Source organism: Microbacterium marinum (assembly GCF_014204835.1).
In the GTDB taxonomy this organism is placed as follows: Bacteria; Actinomycetota; Actinomycetes; order Actinomycetales; family Microbacteriaceae; genus Microbacterium; species Microbacterium marinum.
The window spans coordinates 3,104,840-3,124,335 of the sequence record NZ_JACHMD010000001.1 but is presented as its reverse complement, the minus strand read 5'-3'; the positions used below and the strand labels follow the sequence as shown (position 1 = coordinate 3,124,335).

The window sequence follows — 19,496 nt, the reverse complement described above, 5'->3', positions numbered from 1 at the left end:
CTCGGCTCAATGCCGGGGCTTTTGTCGTTCATCGGCGAGTAGCGTGAGATGGTGTCCGTCTCTCTTCACGTATCCGCACTCGATGCGATCCCCTCGACGACGCTCTACGAGATCCTGTGGCTGCGCGTCTCGGTCTTCGTCGTGGAGTGGGCTGACCCCGTTTCGTAGGTCCGGTGGTTCTGCGAGTCGTCCTGTCGCCCGGAGTCGCGGGCAGGGAGACTGGTCAGATCATGTCAAACAGCAGGAAGCGTCACACCCCGGAGCAGGTCGTCCGCAAGCTCGGGCAGGCCGACAGGATGCTCGCCGACGGGCAGGATGTCGCCGCGGTGTGTCGGGAGCTCGGCGTGTCCGAGCAGACGTACTACCGGTGGCGGAACCAGTACGGCGGCCTCAAGGCCGACGACGCAAAGCGCCTGAAGGAGCTGGAGAAGCAGAACGCCACCCTCAAGCGGCTACTCGCCGAAGCGGAGCTGGAGAAGGCGGCGCTGAAGGAGTTGGCTGAGGGAAACTTCTAGGCCCGGGCAGACGTCGCGCCGCCGTCTCGCAACTGCTCAGGACACTGCAGGTGAGCGAACCGGATGGCGTGCCGCCTGGCCGGGCTCTCACGCTCCGCATACCGGCGCCCGCTCAAGGGCGAAACCACCGACGATCCGGACATGGCGCTGCGGGACTGGCTGCGCGCCTGGGCGAAGAACCATCCCCGCTACGGGTATCGGCGGGCGTATCACGACGCCCGCGCCGAGGAGTGGGTGGTGAACCACAAGAAGATCCAACGGCTGTGGCGCGAGGAGGGACTGCGCGTCCCGCAGCGGCGTCGCCGCAAACGCGTCGGGTCCTCGACCGTCGACGCGCCGACGGCGGATGCGCCGAACGTGGTGTGGGCGGTGGACTTTCAGTTCGATGCCGACGATCACGGCCGACCGATCAAGATCTGCTCCATCGTCGACGAACACACCCGGGAGTGCATCGGCGGCCTCGTGGAGCGCTCGATTACCGCCGACCGACTCACCGCCCACCTCGAGGACCTCGTCGCTGCCCGGGGCGCCCCGGCGGTGCTCAGGTCGGACAACGGGCCGGAGTTCATCAGCGAGGCGATGGCCGACTGGGCCGGCACCCGCACCGGCTTGAGCTACATTCCTCCGGGCTCGCCGTGGCGCAACGGGTACGTCGAGTCGTTCAACAGCCGGATCCGCGACGAGTGCCTCAACATCAACAGCTTCTATTCGCTACTGCACGCGCAGGTTGTGATCGGCGACTGGAAGGACGAGTACAACCACCACCGCCGGCACTCCTCGCTCGGCTACCTACCCCCAGCTGAGTACGCTCGACAGTGCACCCATCAAATGGAAACCGACGACTCACAGAACGTCCGGACCGAATGAAGGGGGCGGCTCACGTGCATGACTCGATGATACCCCCTGGGGGTATACAACGGAGCGGTCGCCGCCATATTCCTGGGCCCCAGCGCGGCGATCAGGTGAGGCTAGCCTTTGTCAGAAAACGCCATTGATCGGGAAGAAATCCCGGACTTAGGCTGTCCAACCCCACGGGGGTGCGGCGTAGGGTCGGGTCCACGACGACTCTCTGGAGGCCATCATGAGCACCACCCTCGACGATCTGCCCCGTGTGTCCGAGTGTTCTGCGCTCGGCTGTTCGTACAACGACCACTCGCACTGCCACGCGGCAGCGGTCACCATCGGTGGCGCGCCGGGCGACGCCGAGTGCGCCACGTTCATCCCGCTCGGGACGAAGGGCGGCCTCGACAAGATCGTCAGTCACGTCGGCGCATGCCAGCGGGCGGAGTGCGTCCACAACGAATCACTCGAGTGCACCGCGACCGCCGTCCGCGTCGGGCCGGGCGCCGAATCGGCGGACTGCCTCACCTACGAGCACGCGTGATCTGACCGGCGCCGCGCCGTGTAGGTTCGGCGCATGGGGTGGGGACGCGCGTACTTCGCACTGCAGGCGTGCGCCGGTGCGCTGTGGTGGATCACGGTCTTCACGATCCCGGCCGTCCGCCACGCCACGCTCGGCGGACTCGATCCGTGGCTGGTCGCTGCCGCGGATGTCCCGCTCTTCGTCGTCGGCTCCGCCATCGCCGCGACCGGCAGCCGCGCCGCAGCGCTGATCACGACCAGCTGGACCGGTCTCGTCACCCTGGGCCTGGCCGTGTACGCGACCGCCACGACGCTCGCGGGGTGGGGCGCCGTGCTCATGATCGCGGCAACGGCGGCATCGGTTCTCGCTTCCCTCCTCGTCTGGCGCGAACGCATACCCACCGAGTGGCTCCTCGTCGGTCCGTTCCGGAGCAGAGAAGCGGATGCCGATGCCTCACCGGCCCGCAACGTTCTGGCGACCGCGATGCAGATCGTCGTCTTCTGGGGCGTCTGCCTCGGGATCATCCCGCTCGTCATCGCGGCTGCCGAGGAACGCTGGCGCCTGGAGCTGGGCGTGCCACCGGAGGTCCCGATCCTGGGGGTCGTGCTGTTCGTCGCCGCGAGCGCGCTGGGTCTCTGGTCAGCCGCGGCGATGTCGACCCTCGGCGGCGGAACTCCGCTGCCCATCGAGACGGCGCGGCGGCTCGTCGTGCGCGGACCGTACCGCTTCGTGCGCAATCCCATGGCGATGGCCGGCATCGCACAGGGTGTCGCGGTGGGGATGATGCTGTCTTCGTGGCTGGTGGTGGTGTACGCGCTCGCCGGTTCGTGGGTGTGGAATCACGCCATCCGCCCGCACGAGGAGCGAGACCTTGAACAGCGGTTCGGGGATGACTTCCGCACCTATCGGGCTGCGGTCCGGTGCTGGTGGCCGGCGTGGCATCCCGCCTCCGCCTCGATCGCGCCACGGGTGCCGTCGCGCTGACGTCGGCTCAGACTTCGGCCGGGGGTGGGGGATCGGCGGCGAACACGTCGACCGTGTCACCGTTCAGCACGAACTGCAGCGACGTTCCCCGCGGGAACCTGTCTTGGAGAGCCTGCGGAGATCCTTCGCTCACGACCATCGTGGCTGCCGGGGCGAATGCACCGGTCGAGCATCCCTGGGCGAACAGGCCGTCGTAGTCGGTCGGGTTGGGATCGTCGAGCACGTCGGACGCGATCACCATCACGCAGGTGGCATCGCTGTAGCGCTCCTCGTAGGTGAACGTGTAGGCCGTCACGCCTTCGAACGAGGCGAACACGATGGTGTCGAGGCCGTTGCCGAAGAACATCTCGGGGATCTCGCCGTTCTCGTCCACGTCGAGCGCCGTGAGGTACGAGATGCGCGGGTCGGCGGCGCCGCCGACGGCGGGCCATGCCGTCCGGGCGGTCATCGCGGCCGTGACACCGACGGCGATCGCCGCGACGGCGGCGAGTGAGCCCGCCCAGGTGAGCGCGCGGAGCGCGGTGCGAACACGGGGCGATCCCGCCGGCGGGTCTGAAGGCGGCGTGACAGTGAGGCTCGGTTGGGTGGGAGGCGGCTCCGCGGACGCCGGGGGAGGGACCGTCGCGGCCCGGGAAGGCGCTGGCGCCGCGGGCGTGGCCGGCTTCTTCGGCTCGCGATCGGCGCGCTGCTGCGCTTCGAGTTCGGCCAGGCGAGCCTGGGCGTGAGGGTCGGTGGCGATGTCGGCGTGGGCGCCGTACGCCCGCTCGCGCAGGCGGGTCAGCTCCGACGCCGCAGGATCATCCATGACTGCATCGTCGCACACGGCGTCCGGGCCGGGGAGAACCTCACTCAGGCGTCGAGCCGGGACTCGTATTCGAGCTCGGCCGCGACGGCGGCCTGGGACTTCGTCTGCAGGAAGGTGCACAGCGCCGAGACCATCGCGAGCTCCGTGGCGAGCTCGAGTGTGCGTCCGGCACCCATCTTGAGGTCCTCTTCGCGGGCCTCGAAGGTGATGCCCCAGTGGATGGACCCGAGCGGTTCGGGCTGGATATAGGTGAGCGTCAGGGAATCGAGCAGGTTCAGCGCGATGAGTCCGGTATCGAGACCGTCGGTCCCGTCCTGGGGCACGACCTTGACGCGCTGACTGATCGAGTACCCGAGATCGGCGAACTCGTCGAGCCAGAGCTCCAGCATCTCTTGGCTGTGGAACGGCATGCGAACGACCACCCTGTGTCGAGGACCGATGGCGACAGGACGTCGCCGGGTCCATTATGTCCTGTCCCGGCAGGAATCCGCCGCCCGTAAGCTCGAACCATGGCCATCGGATCCGTGATGCACACGTTCACTGTGGACCTCGCGGACGTCGATCGCGGTGTGTACGAGCAGCTGTCGCTGCGGGTGGCGCGGCATCCCTCGGAGACTGCCCCCAACGTGCTCCTGCGCGTCCTTGCCTACGCGCTCGAGTACGAGGAAGGCATCGCGCTCAGCGAGGGGATCGCCGCGACGGACGAACCGGCCGTGCTCGTCCGCGACCTCACCGGTCGGACCACCGCGTGGATCGAAGTCGGTGCGCCGGATGCCGCGCGGCTGCATACCGGCAGCAAGCTGGCCGACCGCGTCGCGGTGTACACCCATCGGGAGATCTCGCGGCTGCTGCCGATCTGGGCGGGGAAGACGATTCACCGTGCGGCTGAGATCCCGATCTACTCCTTCGGGCGCGGATTCCTCGACGACGCCGCGGGGGCGATCGAGCGACGCAACGCGCTCTCCGTGTCGGTCACCGAGCGGCAGCTCTACCTCGAGCTGGGCGGGCGCACCTTCAGCTCCGAGATCAGCGAGCACCGCCTCTCCTGATCCGTCAACCCCGCCTCGGCTTGTGCGCGGCCTGGCTAGGGTGGCGCCGGGAGGAACGACCATGTCACGGGATCCGCGGTGGGGTGTCGTTGCGGCATCCGCTCTGCTCATCGTTGTGTTGGCGGGGTGCACGCAGATCCCCGCTGACGTCGACGGCACCGTCGATCGTCTCGCGGAGGGCGGTTCGCTGCGCGTAGGCGTCACGGCCAATCCGCCGTGGACCGAGACCACCGGCGATGAGCCGTCCGGCACGGAGGTCGACCTCGTCGAGGCGTTCGCCGCGGAGCACGGGGCGGACATCGAGTGGTCCGAGGGCGCCGAAGCTGTGCTCGCCGAGGCGCTGCGCGCGGGTTCGCTCGATGTCGCCATCGGCGGATTCGTGGACACGTCGCCGTGGACCGACAAGGCCGCGTTCACAGATGTCTACACGGAGGTCACCGGCCCCGGAGGCGTCACGGAGAAGCACATCATGTTCACACGCCCCGGCGAGAACCGTCTGCTGGTCATGCTCGAGGTGTTCCTGCGAGAGAACGGCGCGGCTTCATGAGCGCGCGGGGCGCTCTGGCCTCCGACCTGCCCGCCGAGCAGCAGCGCGCGCTCCGACGGGCCGTCGGCTTCGAGTGGGGGACGATCGCCTTCCTCGCTGTCGCGATCCCCGCCGTCGGCATCGTCACGGGAAGTTCGCAGGCGATGCGTGCGGCCTGGATCGAAGACATGCTGTCACTGGCCCCGCCGCTGGCCTTCCTGGTCGCGGTGCGGGTCGTGTCGAAGCCGGCCACCCCGCGCTACCCGTACGGCTTCTTCCGCTCGGTGGGTGTCGCCCACCTCGTCGCGGGCGTCGCTCTCTTCACGATGGGGGCGTACCTGCTCGTCGACTCGGTCCTCACCCTCCTGCGGGGCGAGCGTCCCCCGATCGGCTCGGTGGAAGTGTTCGGCCAGAGCGTCTGGCTCGGCTGGCTGATGACGGGCGTGATGGCCCTGACCATCCCGCTCCCGATCTATTTCGGACGCCAGAAGATGAAGCTCGCGCGTCAGCTGCACAACAAGGTGCTGTACGCCGATGCCGACATGAACAAGGCGGACTGGATGACCGCCGTCGGCTCCATCGTCGGTGTCGGCGGGATCGGGCTGGGGCTGTGGTGGGCGGATGCCGCCGCCGCGATCTTCATCTCGGCGAGCATCCTCTGGGACGGGGTGAAGAACACGAAGGGATCCATCGCCGATCTCATGGACACCCGCGCGACCACGTTCGACGACGAGAAGCACCACCCCGACATCGACAAGGTCCACGACTATCTCGCCTCGCTGCGATGGGTGGACGGCGTGCGCACCCGCACGCGCGATCAGGGGCAGTTCTTCCACGTGGAGGCGTTCGTCACGCTCCGGCGCGGACGGATGCCACGGCTGGAAGACCTGACCCAGGCGCAGGAGGGCGCGCGGGCGCTGGACTGGAAGATCCACGACGTCGTCATCGTCCCGGTGGCGGAGTTCCCCGAGAACACCGAGGCGCGCTCTGACGAAGGCTGATCCCGACCATTGCGCACGGCTGGCAGTCCGCTGGCAAGGTCATCCGCATGGCCGGTGCATTCCCCTCGGGGGATGTCGGGGCGCGTACCGTTGCGATCAGCGATCGGCATCCGCCTGTGGCTCCCCGATCCGCCGACGCCTCGTCTCGGGTCACAACCCGAAGCAGGTGCTTTCATCGCCTCCACCGCCCTCGAGCCCCGGCTCGGTCCCGTCCGTCAGACCTACTCCGGGACGACGGAGTTCCCCCCGATGGCCCGCGCCTACACCGACGTGTCGCGCGTCGTGAAGGAGACCGGTCTCCTCGCCCGCACGCCCTGGTTCTACGCCTTCGTCGGAACGCTCCTCGTCCTCGGCTTCGGCGGTGCGATCACCGGATTCATCCTGCTCGGCGACAGCTGGTTCCAGCTGCTGATGGCGGCGGCGCTCGGCATCCTCCTGACCCAGGTCGCCTTCCTCGCGCACGAGGCGGCGCACCGCCAGGTGCTGACCTCGGGCCCCGCGAACGACCGGCTCGCCCGCTTCCTGGCCAGCGGCGTCGTCGGCATCAGCTACGCGTGGTGGACCGGCAAGCACACCCGTCACCACGCCAACCCGAACCGCGTCGGCAAGGATCCCGACATCGAGATCGACACGATCTCGTTCCTCGACACGGATGCCGCCTCCGCTCGCGGCCTGCGCCGGGCGATCACCAAGCGCCAGGGCTGGCTTTTCTTCCCGCTCCTCACGCTCGAGGGCCTCAACCTCCACTACCTGGGCTTGAAGCACCTCATGACGGACAAGGACGTGAAGGCGCGCTGGCTCGAGCTCGCCCTCATCCTCGTCCGCCTCGCCAGCTTCGCCGTTCCCGTCTTCCTGCTGTTGCCGCTCGGCATGGCATTCGCCTTCCTCGGTATCCAGCTCGCCGTCTTCGGTGTTTACATGGGGGCTGCTTTCGCCCCGAATCACAAGGGGATGCCGGTCATCGCGCCCGACGCGAAGCTCGACTTTTTCAGCAAGCAGGTGCGCACCTCCCGCAACATCCGCGGCGGCTGGTGGGCGACCTGGCTGATGGGAGGGCTCAACTACCAGGTCGAGCACCACCTCTTCCCGAACATGCCGCGCCCGCACCTCGCGCGCGCCCGCGGCATCGTCATGGACCAGTGCCGCACGCTCGGTGTGCCCTACACCGAGACGAGCCTGGGAAGGTCGTACGCGATCGTCATCGACTACCTCAACCGCGTCGGCCTCGCTGCACGCGATCCGTTCGACTGCCCGGTCGTCTCGACCTATCGCCGCGCGTGAGTGAACGAGAACGCCCCGCCTCGAGAGGCGGGGCGTTCCTCCGTTTCAGCGCGGCAGCGCGCCGAGGAAGGGCGTCGGGTCGAGGACCGGGCGGGGCGTGGCGCCCAGCCGCGCGCGCAGCTCGGAGTCGATGCTCCCGACGTAGAGCCACCCCATCAGCAGCTCGTGGTCCGCGAGGCCGTGCAGTTCTCTGACCTCGGCGGCGTTCACGGCCATCCCGGTGCGCCACATGACGCCCCATCCCGCGCGCCACAGAGCGAGCTCGAGCAGGTGGCCCGCGCCGGCGGCGGTCGCGTGCTGCTCCCACTCCGGCACGCCGGGGTGCGGACGCGGACTCGCGATGACCGCGATCAGCAGGTCCGCGCGGAACGGCTTCGTGTTGACCTCCCCGGGCTCCCGTTCCGTCCCGGCGGCGGCATCCAGGGCGGCGCCGAGGCGCCCGCGGTCCTCACCGCGAAGGGTGAGCAGCCGCCACGGTCGAAGGGCTTTGTGATCCGCGACCGGGGTCACCGCCGCGAGGAGATCGCGCAACTCGTCGTCACTGGGGGACCCGGGGCCGACCTTGGCGAGCGACCGCCGGGTCGCCATGGCGTGCAGCACGGGATCGGTGAAACGCGGCATCCCGCCATTGTCCCCCGCGAGCGCGCGGTGCGGGCGGGACGCGTGTCCACGGACCCCGGTAGCCTGCGGGCATGACCTGGACAGCCCGGCACATCTCCCGCTCCATCGATCGCGATCCCGCCGATGTCGCGGCGTTCGCCGGAGACCCGGCGAACCTCCCGCAGTGGGCCGCGGGTCTCAGCACCGGCATCCGCCGCGACGGCGACCGTTGGCTCGCGGAGTCCCCGATGGGGGACGTCGAGGTGTCCTTCCCTGGGCCGGTCGAGTTCGGCATCCTCGACCACGACGTGACCCTCCCCGACGGCACCCGGTTCCACAATCCGCTTCGCGTGCTGCGCAACGACCGCGGGAGCGAGGTCGTCTTCACGCTCTACCGCATGCCGGGTGTCAGCGATGAGGACTACGAGGCGGACGCCGCGCGCATCGAGGGCGACCTCGATGAGCTGGCCGCGATCCTCGAAGAGTGACGCCGGGCCCGTGACGCGGGCTGACAAGATGAAGCGGTGGAGTCGATGAGTGGTGGGCGCGCGCGTGCGATCGTCGTGATGGGCGTGTCCGCCGCCGGCAAGTCCACCATCGCCGCTCGTCTCGCCGGTGAACTCGGATGCCGCTGGATCGACGCGGACGACCTCCACCCGGCATCCAACGTGGCGAAGATGGCCGCGGGCGAGCCGCTCACCGACGACGATCGCTGGCCGTGGCTGGACGAGGTCGGTCGTCGATTGGCGAACGATGCGGGGCGCGGCATCGTCATCGCGTGCTCCGCACTGCGTCGGGCGTACCGCGACCGGATCCGTCGGCTCGCGCCGGAGGCGGTGTTCGTCCACCTGACGGCGGCCCCCGAGCTGCTCGAACGTCGCGCGGCTGCGCGCACCGGCCACTTCATGCCCGCATCTCTGCTCGCCTCTCAGATCGCACTCCTCGAGCACCTCGATGACGACGAGGTCGGGGTGGCGGTCGACGTCGCAGCGGACATCCCGGCCATCGTCGGGACGGCGCGGGACTGGATCCTCGCTCGCGAGCGTGGCGCGTCGTCGTGAGCGGGGAAGCAGAGGCTCCGCGACCCGCGGCGACGATCTACGACGTCGCGGCGCGCGCGGGCGTCAACCCCTCGACCGTGTCGCGGGCGCTGAGCAAGCCGGGGCGGGTCAGCGCGGCGACCGAGGCCCGCATCCGCCGCGCGGCGGAAGAGCTCGACTTCCGCGTCAATCCCATCGCCCGCGCGCTGCTGACCGGACGCACGCGCACGATCGGCCTGGTCGTCGCCGATGCGACCAACCCCGCCGTTTTCGGCATCGTTCGCGGCGCCGAGGAGGTCGCGAGCGCGCAGGACTACACCCTCGTCATCGCCGAGTCTCGGGGTGACCCCGATGCCGAAGTGGCCACAACCGACCGGCTGCTCCTCAGCGTCGACGGTCTGATCCTCGCCACCACCCGTCTGCCCGACGAGCGAATCCGTTCCCTCGCCGCCCGGAAGCCCGTCGTCCTCGTGAACCGCAGGCTCGACGGCGTCGATGCCGTCCTTCCCGACGTCGAATCGGGCGTCACGGCGCTGGTTGCGCATCTCGACGCCCTGGGCCATCGCTCCGTCGTCTACCTCGCAGGCGCGCACGGCTCGTGGATCAGCGAGCGCCGCTGGGGCGCCGTGCAGCGTGCGGCAGCCGCGCGCTCGATGTCCGTCGCGCAGTGGGGGCCTCACGCACCGACCATCGACGGTGGCCGGGCGCTCGCGCCCCGGATCCTCGACGAGTCGCATACGGCGGTGGTCGCCTTCAACGACCTCATGGCCATCGGCGCGATGCAGGCGGTGGTCCAGCGCGGCGGGGCGGTGCCGGGCGACGTCAGCATCGCCGGGTTCGACGACATCTTCGGGAGCGAGTTCATCGTCCCCGCACTCACCACCGTCCGCACGCCGTTCGAGGCGGCCGGCCGGAACGCCGCCGGGGCGCTCCTGCAACGGTTCGACGGCGTCTCGTGGGAGCCCGAGCTGCTCGGGACCGAGCTCATCGTGCGCGACTCCACGGGCCCGCGGCGCTGACGCGCTGCCCTCGATCAGCCCTTCCCCGCCGCACCGCACGGTGTTATCGTTCAGTCGAGTTATCGACCGATAACTCGACTCGAGCGCCCGCTCACGCACCACGGAGGTGCCGTCGACGATGACAGCCCCCACCCGCGCGCCCCTGCGCTACGCCGACCTGATCGACGATCTCCACCGGCGTCGCGAGCGCGCTGTCCGCGGCGGACCGGAACGCGCCCGCGAGCGTCACGTCGCACGCGGGAAACTCCTCCCGCGAGACCGGATCGACACCCTGCTCGACGACGGCAGCCCCTTCCTCGAGGTCGGCGCCCTCGCGGGCGACGGGCTCTACGACGACGAGTGCCCCGCCGGCGGGGTCGTCGCAGGGATCGGACTCGTGGCCGGCAGGCACGTCATGGTCGTCGCCAACGACGCGACCGTAAAGGGCGGAACCTACTACCCGATCACGGTGAAGAAGCACCTCCGCGCGCAGGAGATCGCCGCCGAGAACCGGCTTCCGTGCGTCTATCTCGTCGACTCGGGCGGTGCCTTCCTGCCGATGCAGGACGAGGTCTTCCCCGACCGCGACCACTTCGGGCGCATCTTCTACAACCAGGCGCGGATGTCGCGGGACGGCATCCCGCAGATCGCGGCGGTGCTCGGATCGTCGACCGCCGGCGGCGCCTACGTCCCCGCGATGAGCGACGAGACCGTGATCGTGCGGAACCAGGGGACGATCTTCCTCGGCGGACCGCCGCTCGTGAAGGCGGCGACCGGCGAAGTCGTCTCGGCGGAGGACCTCGGTGGCGGTGAGGTGCACACCCGCGTCTCGGGCGTCACCGACCATCTCGCGGAGAACGACGAACACGCGCTCGAGATCGTCCGGCGCATCGTCGCGACGCTCCCGGCTCCGACCCCGCTGCGTGAGGAACCTCTCGCCGTCGTCGCCCCCGTGGCCGACCCGACGACGCTCCCCGAGGTGGTGCCCGTCGAGCTCACCGTCCCCTACGACGCTCGGCAGATCATCGACCGCATCATCGACGCGGGCACGTTCTCCGAGTTCAAGCGGGAGTACGGCGAGACGCTCGTCACCGGCTTCGCCCGCCTTCATGGTCACCGCGTCGGCATCGTCGCGAACAACGGCGTGCTGTTCTCCGAATCCGCGCTCAAGGGCGCGCACTTCATCGAACTCTGCGATCAGCGCGGCATCCCGCTGCTGTTCCTGCAGAACATCACCGGCTTCATGGTCGGCCGCGAGTACGAGTCCGGCGGGATCGCGAAGCACGGCGCGAAGATGGTCAACGCCGTTGCCTGCGCTTCCGTCCCCAAGCTGACCGTCGTCGTCGGCGGATCGTTCGGCGCCGGCACTTACTCCATGTGCGGGCGGGCGTACTCGCCCCGGTTCCTGTGGCTCTGGCCCGGCGCGCGGGTCTCGGTCATGGGCGGCCCGCAGGCGGCATCCGTGCTGTCGACCGTGAGGCGGGAGCAGATCGAGGCGCGCGGCGAGCAGTGGTCGGCGGATGACGAAGCCGCCTTCCAGGCGCCGATCCGCGAACAGTACGAACAGCAGGGGAGTCCGTACTACTCATCGGCCCGCCTCTGGGACGACGGCGTCCTCGACCCGGCTGAGACGCGCGACGTGCTCGGGCTCGCGCTCGACGTCTGCCTCCGCGCCCCCTTCGATGCGCCGGGCTACGGCGTCTTCCGGATGTGATCCGTATGTTTTCCACCGTTCTGATAGCCAACCGCGGCGAGATCGCCTGCCGGGTCATCCGCACCCTCCGAGAGCAGGGCATCCGCTCGGTCGCGGTCTACAGCGACGCGGATGCCGGTGCGCGCCACGTCGCCCTCGCCGACACCGCCGTGCGGCTGGGGCCTGCTCCCGCCGCGCAGAGCTACCTCGACATCGACGCCGTCATTGCCGCGGCGCGGCAGACGGGCGCTGAGGCGATCCACCCCGGGTACGGCTTCCTCGCTGAGAACACCGCCTTCGCCGCCGCGTGCGAACAGGCGGGCATCGTCTTCATCGGTCCGTCGGCGGAGGCCATCCGCGTCATGGGCGACAAGATCACCGCCAAGCACGCCGTCGAAGCCCGAGGAGTGCCGACGGTGCCCGGGGTCGCGCGGGCCGGCATGACGGACGAAGAGCTGATCGCCGCGGCGGACGACGTCGGATATCCGCTCCTGATCAAGCCGTCCGCCGGTGGCGGCGGCAAGGGGATGCACGTCGTGACCGAACCCGAGCGCATGCCCGCCGCGCTCGCCGCCGCGAGACGTGAGGCGGCCGCCGGATTCGGAGACGACACCCTCTTCCTCGAGCGGTATCTCCAGAACCCGCGTCACATCGAGGTGCAGATCGTCGCGGATGCGCACGGCGCGACCGTGCATCTCGGCGAGCGGGAGTGCTCGCTGCAGCGTCGCCATCAGAAGGTCATCGAGGAGGCGCCGTCGCCCCTCCTCGATCCGCAGACCCGGGAGCGGATCGGGCAGGCCGCCTGCGAGACCGCGCGCAGCGTCGCCTACCGCGGGGCCGGCACGGTGGAGTTCATCGTGGCGGGCGACCGGCCCGATGAGTTCTTCTTCATGGAAATGAACACGCGCCTGCAGGTCGAGCACCCGGTCACCGAGGAGATCACCGGCATCGACCTCGTCGCCGAGCAGCTCCGCATCGCCGCGGGGGAGCCGCTCTCGTTCGACCAGGGCGATGTCCGCCTCCGCGGCCACAGCATCGAGGCGCGGGTGTACGCGGAGGACCCCTCCGCCGGATTCCTGCCGACCGGCGGCCGGATCCGCCGGGTGCGGCATCCCGAGGGGCGCGGCATCCGTGTCGACACGGCGATGGTCGACGGACTCGACGTGTCGGTGGACTACGACCCGATGCTGGCGAAGGTCATCGCCACCGCGCCGACGCGCGACGAGGCACGGCGGCGGCTGCTCGCAGCCCTGAGCGACACCGTCGTGCTCGGATTCGAGACGAACGTCGCCTTCCTTCGGGGGCTGCTCGAGGTGCCCGCGGTGGTGCGAGGCGATCTCGACACCGGTCTGATCGAGCGGGAGCTCGATTCCCTGATCGCCGTGGAGATCGACGACGACGTCTTCGCGCGCGCCGCCCTGCTGCTCGACGATGCGCTCGACCGCGCCGACGATCCGTGGCGACGGCGCGACGGGTGGCGGCTCGGACCTCCGGCGCCGCGCCGGTACGACCTGGAGTCGGGCGGTGAACGCCGTCTCATCGAGCTCCGCGGCACCGGTGGAACCCTGACGCTCTCGGTCGACGGCGCCGAACAGGCGGCCGCGGTGACCCCGGGGGCTGCCGGGGCGGTGAGCGTGCGCGTCGGCGACCGCACCGCGTCGGTGATCGCCGACGTGGGCGCCGACCGCGTGCGCCTGGCGTCGGACGGTGCCGTGCACGAGGTCCGGCGGCTGCGCGCGGACCACCGTCGCGGTGACGACGATGCCGTCGCCCCCGAACTGGTGTCTCCGATGCCGGGGGTCGTCATCCTCACCCCGGGCGCGGACGGCGCGACCGTCGCTGTCGGCGATCCGGTGGTGGTGGTGGAGGCGATGAAGATGGAACATGTGGTGCGGGCGGAGATCGCCGGCGTGGTCTCGCTGCGGGTCCGTCCCGGAGACAGCGTGACCCGTGGGCAGTCGCTCGCCGTCATCGCGCCCCCGACAGGTGAGGAGGACGGCGCGTGAACGACCAGAACGCCCGGCGTATCGTGCAGCGCGGGCTCTACTTCGACGAGCTCGACGAGGGCGCCGTGTACGTCCACAGCCCCGGTCGGACGGTGACCGAGGCCGACAACGTGCTGTTCACGACGCTCACGATGAACACGCAATCACTTCACCTGGATGCCGCCTGGGCCGAGCAGACCGAGTTCGGGGAGCGGCTGGTCAACAGCATGTTCACCCTCTCCACCCTCGTCGGCCTCTCGGTCGCGCAGCTCACCCAGGGGACCATCGTCGCCAACCTCGGATTCTCCGAGATCGCCTTCCCCGCGCCGGTGCGCCACGGCGACACCCTCTATGGCGAGACGCTCGTGGTGTCGAAGCGGCTCTCGTCGTCGCGGCCGGGGCAGGGCATCGTCGAGTTCGCGCACACCGCGCGCAACCAGCACGGCACGGTCGTCGCGACCGCGAGGCGTTCGACGCTCATGCGCTGCGCGCCCGCTGACCCGGCTCCCGGGGGCGCGTCGTGATCGCCGGGCCCGCCCTCCTGTTCTGCCCCGCCGACCGTCCCGACCGCTACGGTAAGGCGGCGGCGGCCGCCGACAGCGTCATCCTCGACCTCGAAGACGCCGTCGCCCCAGGAGACAAGGCCGCCGCCCGCACCCATCTGGCCGGTGCCGACCTCGACCCTGATCGCACGATCGTGCGGATCAACCCGGCGGAGACCGTCGAGTTCACCCTCGACCTCGATGCGCTCCGCGCGAGCCCGTTCCGCACCGTCATGCTCGCCAAGGCCGAGGATTCCGCCGCGCTCGACGCGCTCGGGGAGTACCGCGTGATCGCGCTCTGCGAGACGCCGGGCGGGGTGGAGAACGCGGGCGCCGTGGCGCGGCATCCGTCGGTCATCGGACTGATGTGGGGTGCGGAGGACCTGGTGGCGGGCATCGGCGGTCGCTCCAGCCGATTCGACGACGGCCGGTATCGGGACGTCGCACGCTATGCGCGGTCGCGGGTTCTGATCGCCGCCGCTGCCGCCGGCAAGGAGGCGATCGACGCCGTCCACCTCGACATCGCCGACATCGAGGGGCTCGCCCTCGAGGCGACGGATGCCGCGGCGTCGGGATTCGCGGCGACGGCGTGCATCCATCCCTCGCAGGTCGGGGTGATCCGCCAGGCGTACGCGCCGGCGGACGCCGACGTCGAGTGGGCGGAGGCCGTGCTGGCGGAGGCGGTCGGGCAGCCCGGGGTGTTCCGCTTCCGCGGTCGGATGATCGACGAACCCGTGCTGCGGCAGGCGCGGCGGACCCTGGCCGCGCGATGACCGACGAGGCGCCCATGACGTGGCGCGCGACGCAGAAGGCGAACCGTCGCGCCGAGCTCATGGCCGCAGCCGCCCGGCTGTTCGCCGAGCGGGGCTTCGGTGCCGTGTCGACGGCGGACCTCGGCGATGCCGTCGGGATGAGCGGGCCGGCGCTCTACCGGCACTTCGCGAGCAAAGAGGCGCTGCTGTGCGCACTGCTGCTCGACGCGAGCGGACGTCTGCTCAACGGGGGGCGGGCGCTGACCGCGACGATCGGCGATCCGCAGTGGGCGCTCACGGCGCTGATCGACTTCCATCTCGACTTCGCCACGACCGACGCCGATGTCATCCGGGTGCAGGACCGTGAGCTCGGCAATCTCCCTGCCGACGTCAACCAGCAGGTGCGCCGGCTGCAGCGCGAATACGTGCAGGAGTGGGATCGGCCCTTCGCCGTGCTCCGCCCGGATCTCGCCCCTGCGCAGCGGCAGACGAGGTTGTTGGCCACCTTCGGCCTGTTGAACTCGACCCCGCACTCCGCCGTGGCGAGCGCCGACGACACGAGGGGGATCCTCGCCGGCATGGCGGCGCGAGCGCTTCTGGGCGATTGACGGGGACCACCGGAAACGTCCCGATGGTGTTTCGGTGCGTCCCCGGTTTCGGTGGGGTTATCGGTGCGCCGGATGCGGGTGTGTCGGAGGGCTGAGGGCGCGTGCTGAACGGTCACCGAAAACCATCGTTACCGGTCAGTTCGCGCGATGACGTCCAGGAAGTCCCGTATGTGAGGGGGCGGAGTCGTCCCGGCCCAGATGGCGGTGAGCGGGCGGGTGATCTGGAGATTGTTGATCCGAACTCGCACGAGTCGGCCGGCGCGGGCGTCCTCGGACACGGCGAGGGAGCTCAACGCGCCGGGGGCTATGCCGGCCATAATCGCGCTGCGAACGCCGAGCGTGGTCGTCAGCACGGCTGCGGGCTCGGCTGCGAGGGGAAAGCCCGCCTCGGTGAGGGCGTTCTCGAGCGCTTGTCGGGTGCCGCTGCCGGTCTCGCGGAGCACCAACCCAGTGCCCGCCAGTTCACGGACGGACACCCGGCGGGTCTTCGCCCATCGGTGACCGTGCTGCACAACGACTTCGATGGTGTCGTAAGCAACAGTGACTGACCGGAGGCCGGCGGGAACGACAGGGGTCTCGATGAGCCCGAGGTCTGCGGTTCCCTCGCGTATGGCCTCGACGACCGTGCTGCTGTTGGCGGCTGTGAGCTGAACGACCGGGCCGTCATCGCCGTGAGAGATGCGCCACCGGGCGATCCATTCCGGTAGGAGGTGTTCTGCGATCGTGAGGCTCGCGGCGATGCGCATCATCTTCCCGCGATCCGTGCGGAGCGAATCGACAGCATCCGAGAACTCATCGGCCGCCGTCAGCAGCGTTGTTCCCCAGCCGACAATCAGCTCGCCCGCCGGAGTCAATCGCGAACCCCGTGCAGAACGCACCAGGAGTCGCACGCGCAAATCTTTTTCCAGTTTCCGGATGCGCAGAGACACCGCCTGCTGACTCACGCCCAACTGCGCGCTTGCCGCCGACATGCTGCTTTCCTTCGCGACGAGCGCCAAGACTCGCAGTGCCTCCAAGTCCGGCTCGTGGCGCATCTTCCGCCTCCCAGCCACAAGCATAACTTGTATAGCGGACCGTATCTGCCTCTACTCGCGCAAGCGAGTCCCAGGAAACGATGGATGCATGACCCATGCCCAGGACATTGCGACTGCCCGACCGGAACACACGCTGCTTGCCCGAGTCCGCGCGCTCCTGCCCGGGCTTGTCCTCTGCCTCGCCGCGGCCGGAGCATCGTACGGGGTCAGCCTGCTGCTGCCGGGAGTCAGCCCGCTCATTATCGCGATCGTGCTTGGCGTACTCCTGGCCAACGTCGTCCGGCTGCCAGCGGCAGCCTCCGACGGCATCGACTTCTCCGCGAAAAAGCTCCTGCGCGCCGGCATCGTCTTCCTCGGACTCCAACTGGTACTGACCGACATCCTCGACCTCGGAGCCCCGATGCTGGTCGTCGTCGTGTGCATTGTCGCCGGCGGACTGTTCGGCACCGTTCTCCTGGGGAAGCTGCTACGGGTTCCATCCGGGCTCTCGCTGCTCATTGCCTGCGGATTCTCCATCTGCGGCGCGGCAGCCGTGGCGGGCGCGGCAGGGGTCACCGATCCGGACGACGAGGCCGAGGAAGACACCATCACCGCGGTCGCCCTCGTGGTGATCTTCGGAACGCTGATGATTCCCCTCGTCCCACTGATCACGGACCTGCTTGGCCTGGGCTCCGAGACGGCCGGGATGTGGGCCGGGGGTTCCATCCATGAAATCGCGCAAGTCGTCGCCGCTGGAGGCATCATCGGCGGCGGAGCGCTCACGGTCGCGGTCATCGTCAAACTCGCCCGAGTGCTGCTGCTCGCCCCTGTCGTGGCCATCCTTAGCATCCGGCAGCGCCGTCTCAGCCGTACGGCAGGCGAACCCAGTCAACAGAGGTCGAGTTCGAAGCTGCCGCCCATCGTCCCGCTGTTCATCATCGGGTTCATCGCCATGGTGCTCCTGCGTTCCTTTATCCCTCTGCCGGACTTCGTGCTGACGACCGGCGGGCTGCTGCAGACAGGGTTGCTGGCTGCAGCGATGTTCGGACTCGGCTGCGGCGTCAAGATTCGGAACCTCATCAAGGTGGGCCTCAAGCCCTTCGCCCTGGCCGCGCTCTCCACCCTCCTCGTCGCCACCATCGCCTATTGCGGAGTCACCCTCGCCGGCTGAACATGGCTGGCACCAGGGCGTCACTACGCGCCGCAAACGATCGTTTGTGGGACATGCTCGCGTCCGTCGGCTGGATGCGTTCGCAAACCCGTGCCGTATCGAAACCCACTTATGGGACGTTTGGTTTCGGGTCACACTTTCGGACCATCAGGACGACGAGACCCGTCGTTCGCAGACGATCGCACCCACGGGCCGCTGGTCACGTGCTTCCCGGACGTGTGTTTCCAACACGTCGAATCCACCCTCCGCCAAGATCTGCCGCAGTTCTTGGGCCGGCCATCGAAAGGCCCGCACAACCGCGTGATCGAACGGCTCGAGGGAGTGCCCGCTGAAGAAGCCGAGGACGAGCTGCCCGCCCGGCCTGAGGACGCGTGCGAACTCAGCAATCGGCACCGCAATCGCGTCGGGTTCGTAGTGAATCGTGGAGAACCACGAGAGCACGCCGGCGAGGGTCCCATCGGCTTCGTCGATGGCGTCGATGCTTCGAACGTCGAACCGGATGCCCGGGTAGGTCGACCGGGCGTGATCGATGAACGAAGGCACGAGGTCGATGCCGCGCGCGTTGAGCCCGAGTTGAGTCAGGTGGTTGGTCCAGTGGCCCGGACCGCACCCCGCGTCCAGGACTCGTCCTCTGACGCGTTCGGCCCAGGAATCGATGATCTGTCGGTCTGAAGGGTGCACTGCTGACATCGAGCCGAGCAGCTCCGTGTACTCTGCAGCACGCGCGCCGTATGCCTCGGTCGTCGTCACCCGTTGAGGGTATCGATGGGGCGGTGTTGTAGGTTTCCGCAACCGCCCGAAACTGATCGTTTACGGCGCAGCCAACGTGGTGACGCTCGCTTCTAGGTCATCACCGCGCTCGGGTAATGCAGTTCGAGACCAGCTACTCGTTGGGGCATTCTCGCAGGGCTGTCTCATCGAACGTTGGGGCGGGACGGGCCTGCGCCTCTTCTGGGGTTTCAGCGATTCCGTTGCTCGCAATGTCGTCGATGAGCCAGTTCATTTCGAGGATTTCGTTGCGCTGTGCTGCACTGATTTCGGCGGCGAGTTCGCAGACACGGACGTCCTGGATCTGCGCACGCTCGGAGCGGGTGATGGCGAGGGAGTGGTGGGGGATCATCGCGTTCATCCACGCGGTGTCGTCCACGGTGATCTGACTGCGGTCAAGGGCGACTCCGCCGGCGAGCAGCAGGACGCTGGCGGTGGCGACGGCGATGTTCGCTTTGACGCTCTTGTACATGTTGAGCATCCACGCCAGCATCACCAACCCCATCGCACCGCCCATGGTCAGGGCCATAAAGACGCGGCTTTCGCTGAAGCGGACGTGGCTCCACTCCCAGGAGCCGACGAACATCACCCAGTACATGACAACCATCCCGGTGAGGATCATCGCCCCGAACCGGAGGTACATCTTCCAGGGCCTGGAATGACTCTGCTGGCTGTGATCGTCGGTCGCTGCGCTTTGGTCGTTCTGCTTGGGGTCGTGGTGGTCGTCCGCGGTCATGACGTCTCCTATTCGGTTGGGAAGGGGTGCGGCGACGCTGACGGGCGGGCGATTGCAGCATCGACC

21 protein-coding genes and 1 pseudogene are annotated in these 19,496 nt (G+C 69.0%); 16 read left to right on the top strand and 6 right to left on the bottom strand.

The genetic code is table 11. From position 1 onward, the window contains the following. Positions 1-230 precede the first annotated feature (230 nt). The 3 genes and pseudogenes from BKA24_RS15370 to BKA24_RS15360 all read left to right on the top strand — a co-directional run bounded on the left by BKA24_RS15370 (position 231) and on the right by BKA24_RS15360 (position 2,862). Positions 231-1,382 (top strand): annotated as a pseudogene (locus tag BKA24_RS15370) (IS3 family transposase). A gap of 214 nt (positions 1,383-1,596) precedes the next feature. Further along, positions 1,597-1,899 carry a DUF1540 domain-containing protein gene (locus BKA24_RS15365; protein ID WP_184220232.1) on the top strand — a complete coding sequence of 101 codons (303 nt, stop codon included), beginning with the start codon at positions 1,597-1,599 and terminating at the stop codon, positions 1,897-1,899. Positions 1,900-1,932: 33 nt separating this feature from the next. Continuing rightward, positions 1,933-2,862, top strand: coding sequence for a methyltransferase family protein (locus tag BKA24_RS15360; protein ID WP_184220227.1), 930 nt, complete (start codon positions 1,933-1,935; stop codon positions 2,860-2,862). A gap of 7 nt (positions 2,863-2,869) precedes the next feature. Here the strand turns inward: BKA24_RS15360 and BKA24_RS15355 are convergent, their stop codons facing one another. Then, on the bottom strand, positions 2,870-3,667 hold the full coding sequence (locus BKA24_RS15355; protein ID WP_184220224.1) for a hypothetical protein: 798 nt from the start codon (positions 3,665-3,667) through the stop codon (positions 2,870-2,872). Between the two features lie 44 nt (positions 3,668-3,711). Continuing rightward, positions 3,712-4,077 carry a hypothetical protein gene (locus BKA24_RS15350; RefSeq protein WP_184220221.1) on the bottom strand — a complete coding sequence of 122 codons (366 nt, stop codon included), beginning with the start codon at positions 4,075-4,077 and terminating at the stop codon, positions 3,712-3,714. Positions 4,078-4,176: 99 nt separating this feature from the next. Between BKA24_RS15350 and BKA24_RS15345 the strand changes: the two genes are divergently transcribed. The 4 genes from BKA24_RS15345 to BKA24_RS15330 all read left to right on the top strand — a co-directional run bounded on the left by BKA24_RS15345 (position 4,177) and on the right by BKA24_RS15330 (position 7,524). Next, positions 4,177-4,716: a YaeQ family protein gene (locus BKA24_RS15345; protein WP_184220217.1), complete on the top strand. Its 540-nt coding sequence runs from the start codon at positions 4,177-4,179 to the stop codon at positions 4,714-4,716. Positions 4,717-4,777: 61 nt separating this feature from the next. Beyond that, positions 4,778-5,263, top strand: a complete 486-nt coding sequence (locus BKA24_RS15340) for a transporter substrate-binding domain-containing protein (protein WP_184220214.1) — start codon at positions 4,778-4,780, stop codon at positions 5,261-5,263. After that, positions 5,260-6,243, top strand: coding sequence for a cation diffusion facilitator family transporter (locus BKA24_RS15335; RefSeq protein ID WP_184220211.1), 984 nt, complete (start codon positions 5,260-5,262; stop codon positions 6,241-6,243). Before BKA24_RS15340 ends, BKA24_RS15335 begins: the two co-directional genes overlap by 4 nt. A gap of 72 nt (positions 6,244-6,315) precedes the next feature. Further along, a complete protein-coding gene (locus BKA24_RS15330) occupies positions 6,316-7,524 on the top strand; it encodes a fatty acid desaturase family protein (protein ID WP_184220208.1) in 1,209 nt (402 codons plus the stop codon). 45 nt (positions 7,525-7,569) lie between these two features. Here BKA24_RS15330 and BKA24_RS15325 read toward each other — a convergent pair whose 3' ends face one another. After that, positions 7,570-8,145 carry a nitroreductase family protein gene (locus BKA24_RS15325; protein ID WP_184220205.1) on the bottom strand — a complete coding sequence of 192 codons (576 nt, stop codon included), beginning with the start codon at positions 8,143-8,145 and terminating at the stop codon, positions 7,570-7,572. 71 nt (positions 8,146-8,216) lie between these two features. On the opposite strand from BKA24_RS15325, the gene BKA24_RS15320 reads away from it, so the two are divergent. The 8 genes from BKA24_RS15320 (at position 8,217) to BKA24_RS15285 (ending at position 15,742) form a co-directional block, all read left to right on the top strand. Next, positions 8,217-8,612: an SRPBCC family protein gene (locus BKA24_RS15320; protein WP_184220202.1), complete on the top strand. Its 396-nt coding sequence runs from the start codon at positions 8,217-8,219 to the stop codon at positions 8,610-8,612. Positions 8,613-8,657: 45 nt separating this feature from the next. Next, entirely contained in the window at positions 8,658-9,185 is a 528-nt protein-coding gene (locus tag BKA24_RS15315) for a gluconokinase (protein WP_184220906.1), read from the top strand. Continuing rightward, positions 9,182-10,183, top strand: a complete 1,002-nt coding sequence (locus BKA24_RS15310) for a substrate-binding domain-containing protein (protein WP_184220199.1) — start codon at positions 9,182-9,184, stop codon at positions 10,181-10,183. Before BKA24_RS15315 ends, BKA24_RS15310 begins: the two co-directional genes overlap by 4 nt. A gap of 118 nt (positions 10,184-10,301) precedes the next feature. Continuing rightward, positions 10,302-11,876, top strand: coding sequence for a carboxyl transferase domain-containing protein (locus BKA24_RS15305; RefSeq protein ID WP_184220195.1), 1,575 nt, complete (start codon positions 10,302-10,304; stop codon positions 11,874-11,876). A 5-nt stretch (positions 11,877-11,881) separates the two neighbouring features. Next, positions 11,882-13,861 carry an acetyl-CoA carboxylase biotin carboxylase subunit gene (locus BKA24_RS15300; protein ID WP_184220191.1) on the top strand — a complete coding sequence of 660 codons (1,980 nt, stop codon included), beginning with the start codon at positions 11,882-11,884 and terminating at the stop codon, positions 13,859-13,861. Continuing rightward, positions 13,858-14,364, top strand: a complete 507-nt coding sequence (locus BKA24_RS15295; protein ID WP_184220188.1) for a MaoC/PaaZ C-terminal domain-containing protein — start codon at positions 13,858-13,860, stop codon at positions 14,362-14,364. The genes BKA24_RS15300 and BKA24_RS15295 overlap by 4 nt, the downstream gene beginning before the upstream one ends. Next, positions 14,361-15,155, top strand: a complete 795-nt coding sequence (locus tag BKA24_RS15290; protein ID WP_184220185.1) for an aldolase/citrate lyase family protein — start codon at positions 14,361-14,363, stop codon at positions 15,153-15,155. Before BKA24_RS15295 ends, BKA24_RS15290 begins: the two co-directional genes overlap by 4 nt. A gap of 14 nt (positions 15,156-15,169) precedes the next feature. Then, positions 15,170-15,742: a TetR/AcrR family transcriptional regulator gene (locus BKA24_RS15285; protein ID WP_184220183.1), complete on the top strand. Its 573-nt coding sequence runs from the start codon at positions 15,170-15,172 to the stop codon at positions 15,740-15,742. Between the two features lie 128 nt (positions 15,743-15,870). Here BKA24_RS15285 and BKA24_RS15280 read toward each other — a convergent pair whose 3' ends face one another. Further along, complete coding sequence (locus BKA24_RS15280) at positions 15,871-16,776, bottom strand: LysR family transcriptional regulator (RefSeq protein ID WP_184220180.1); 906 nt, start codon at positions 16,774-16,776, stop codon at positions 15,871-15,873. An 88-nt stretch (positions 16,777-16,864) separates the two neighbouring features. Here BKA24_RS15280 and BKA24_RS15275 point away from each other — a divergent pair, with 88 nt between their 5' ends. Further along, positions 16,865-17,926: a YeiH family protein gene (locus tag BKA24_RS15275; protein WP_184220177.1), complete on the top strand. Its 1,062-nt coding sequence runs from the start codon at positions 16,865-16,867 to the stop codon at positions 17,924-17,926. 147 nt (positions 17,927-18,073) lie between these two features. Here BKA24_RS15275 and BKA24_RS15270 read toward each other — a convergent pair whose 3' ends face one another. Together BKA24_RS15270 and BKA24_RS15265 are read right to left on the bottom strand one after the other, a co-directional pair. After that, positions 18,074-18,676, bottom strand: a complete 603-nt coding sequence (locus BKA24_RS15270; RefSeq protein WP_343066145.1) for a class I SAM-dependent methyltransferase — start codon at positions 18,674-18,676, stop codon at positions 18,074-18,076. A 133-nt stretch (positions 18,677-18,809) separates the two neighbouring features. Then, a complete protein-coding gene (locus tag BKA24_RS15265) occupies positions 18,810-19,430 on the bottom strand; it encodes a DUF305 domain-containing protein (protein WP_246367117.1) in 621 nt (206 codons plus the stop codon). Positions 19,431-19,496: the final 66 nt, after the last annotated feature.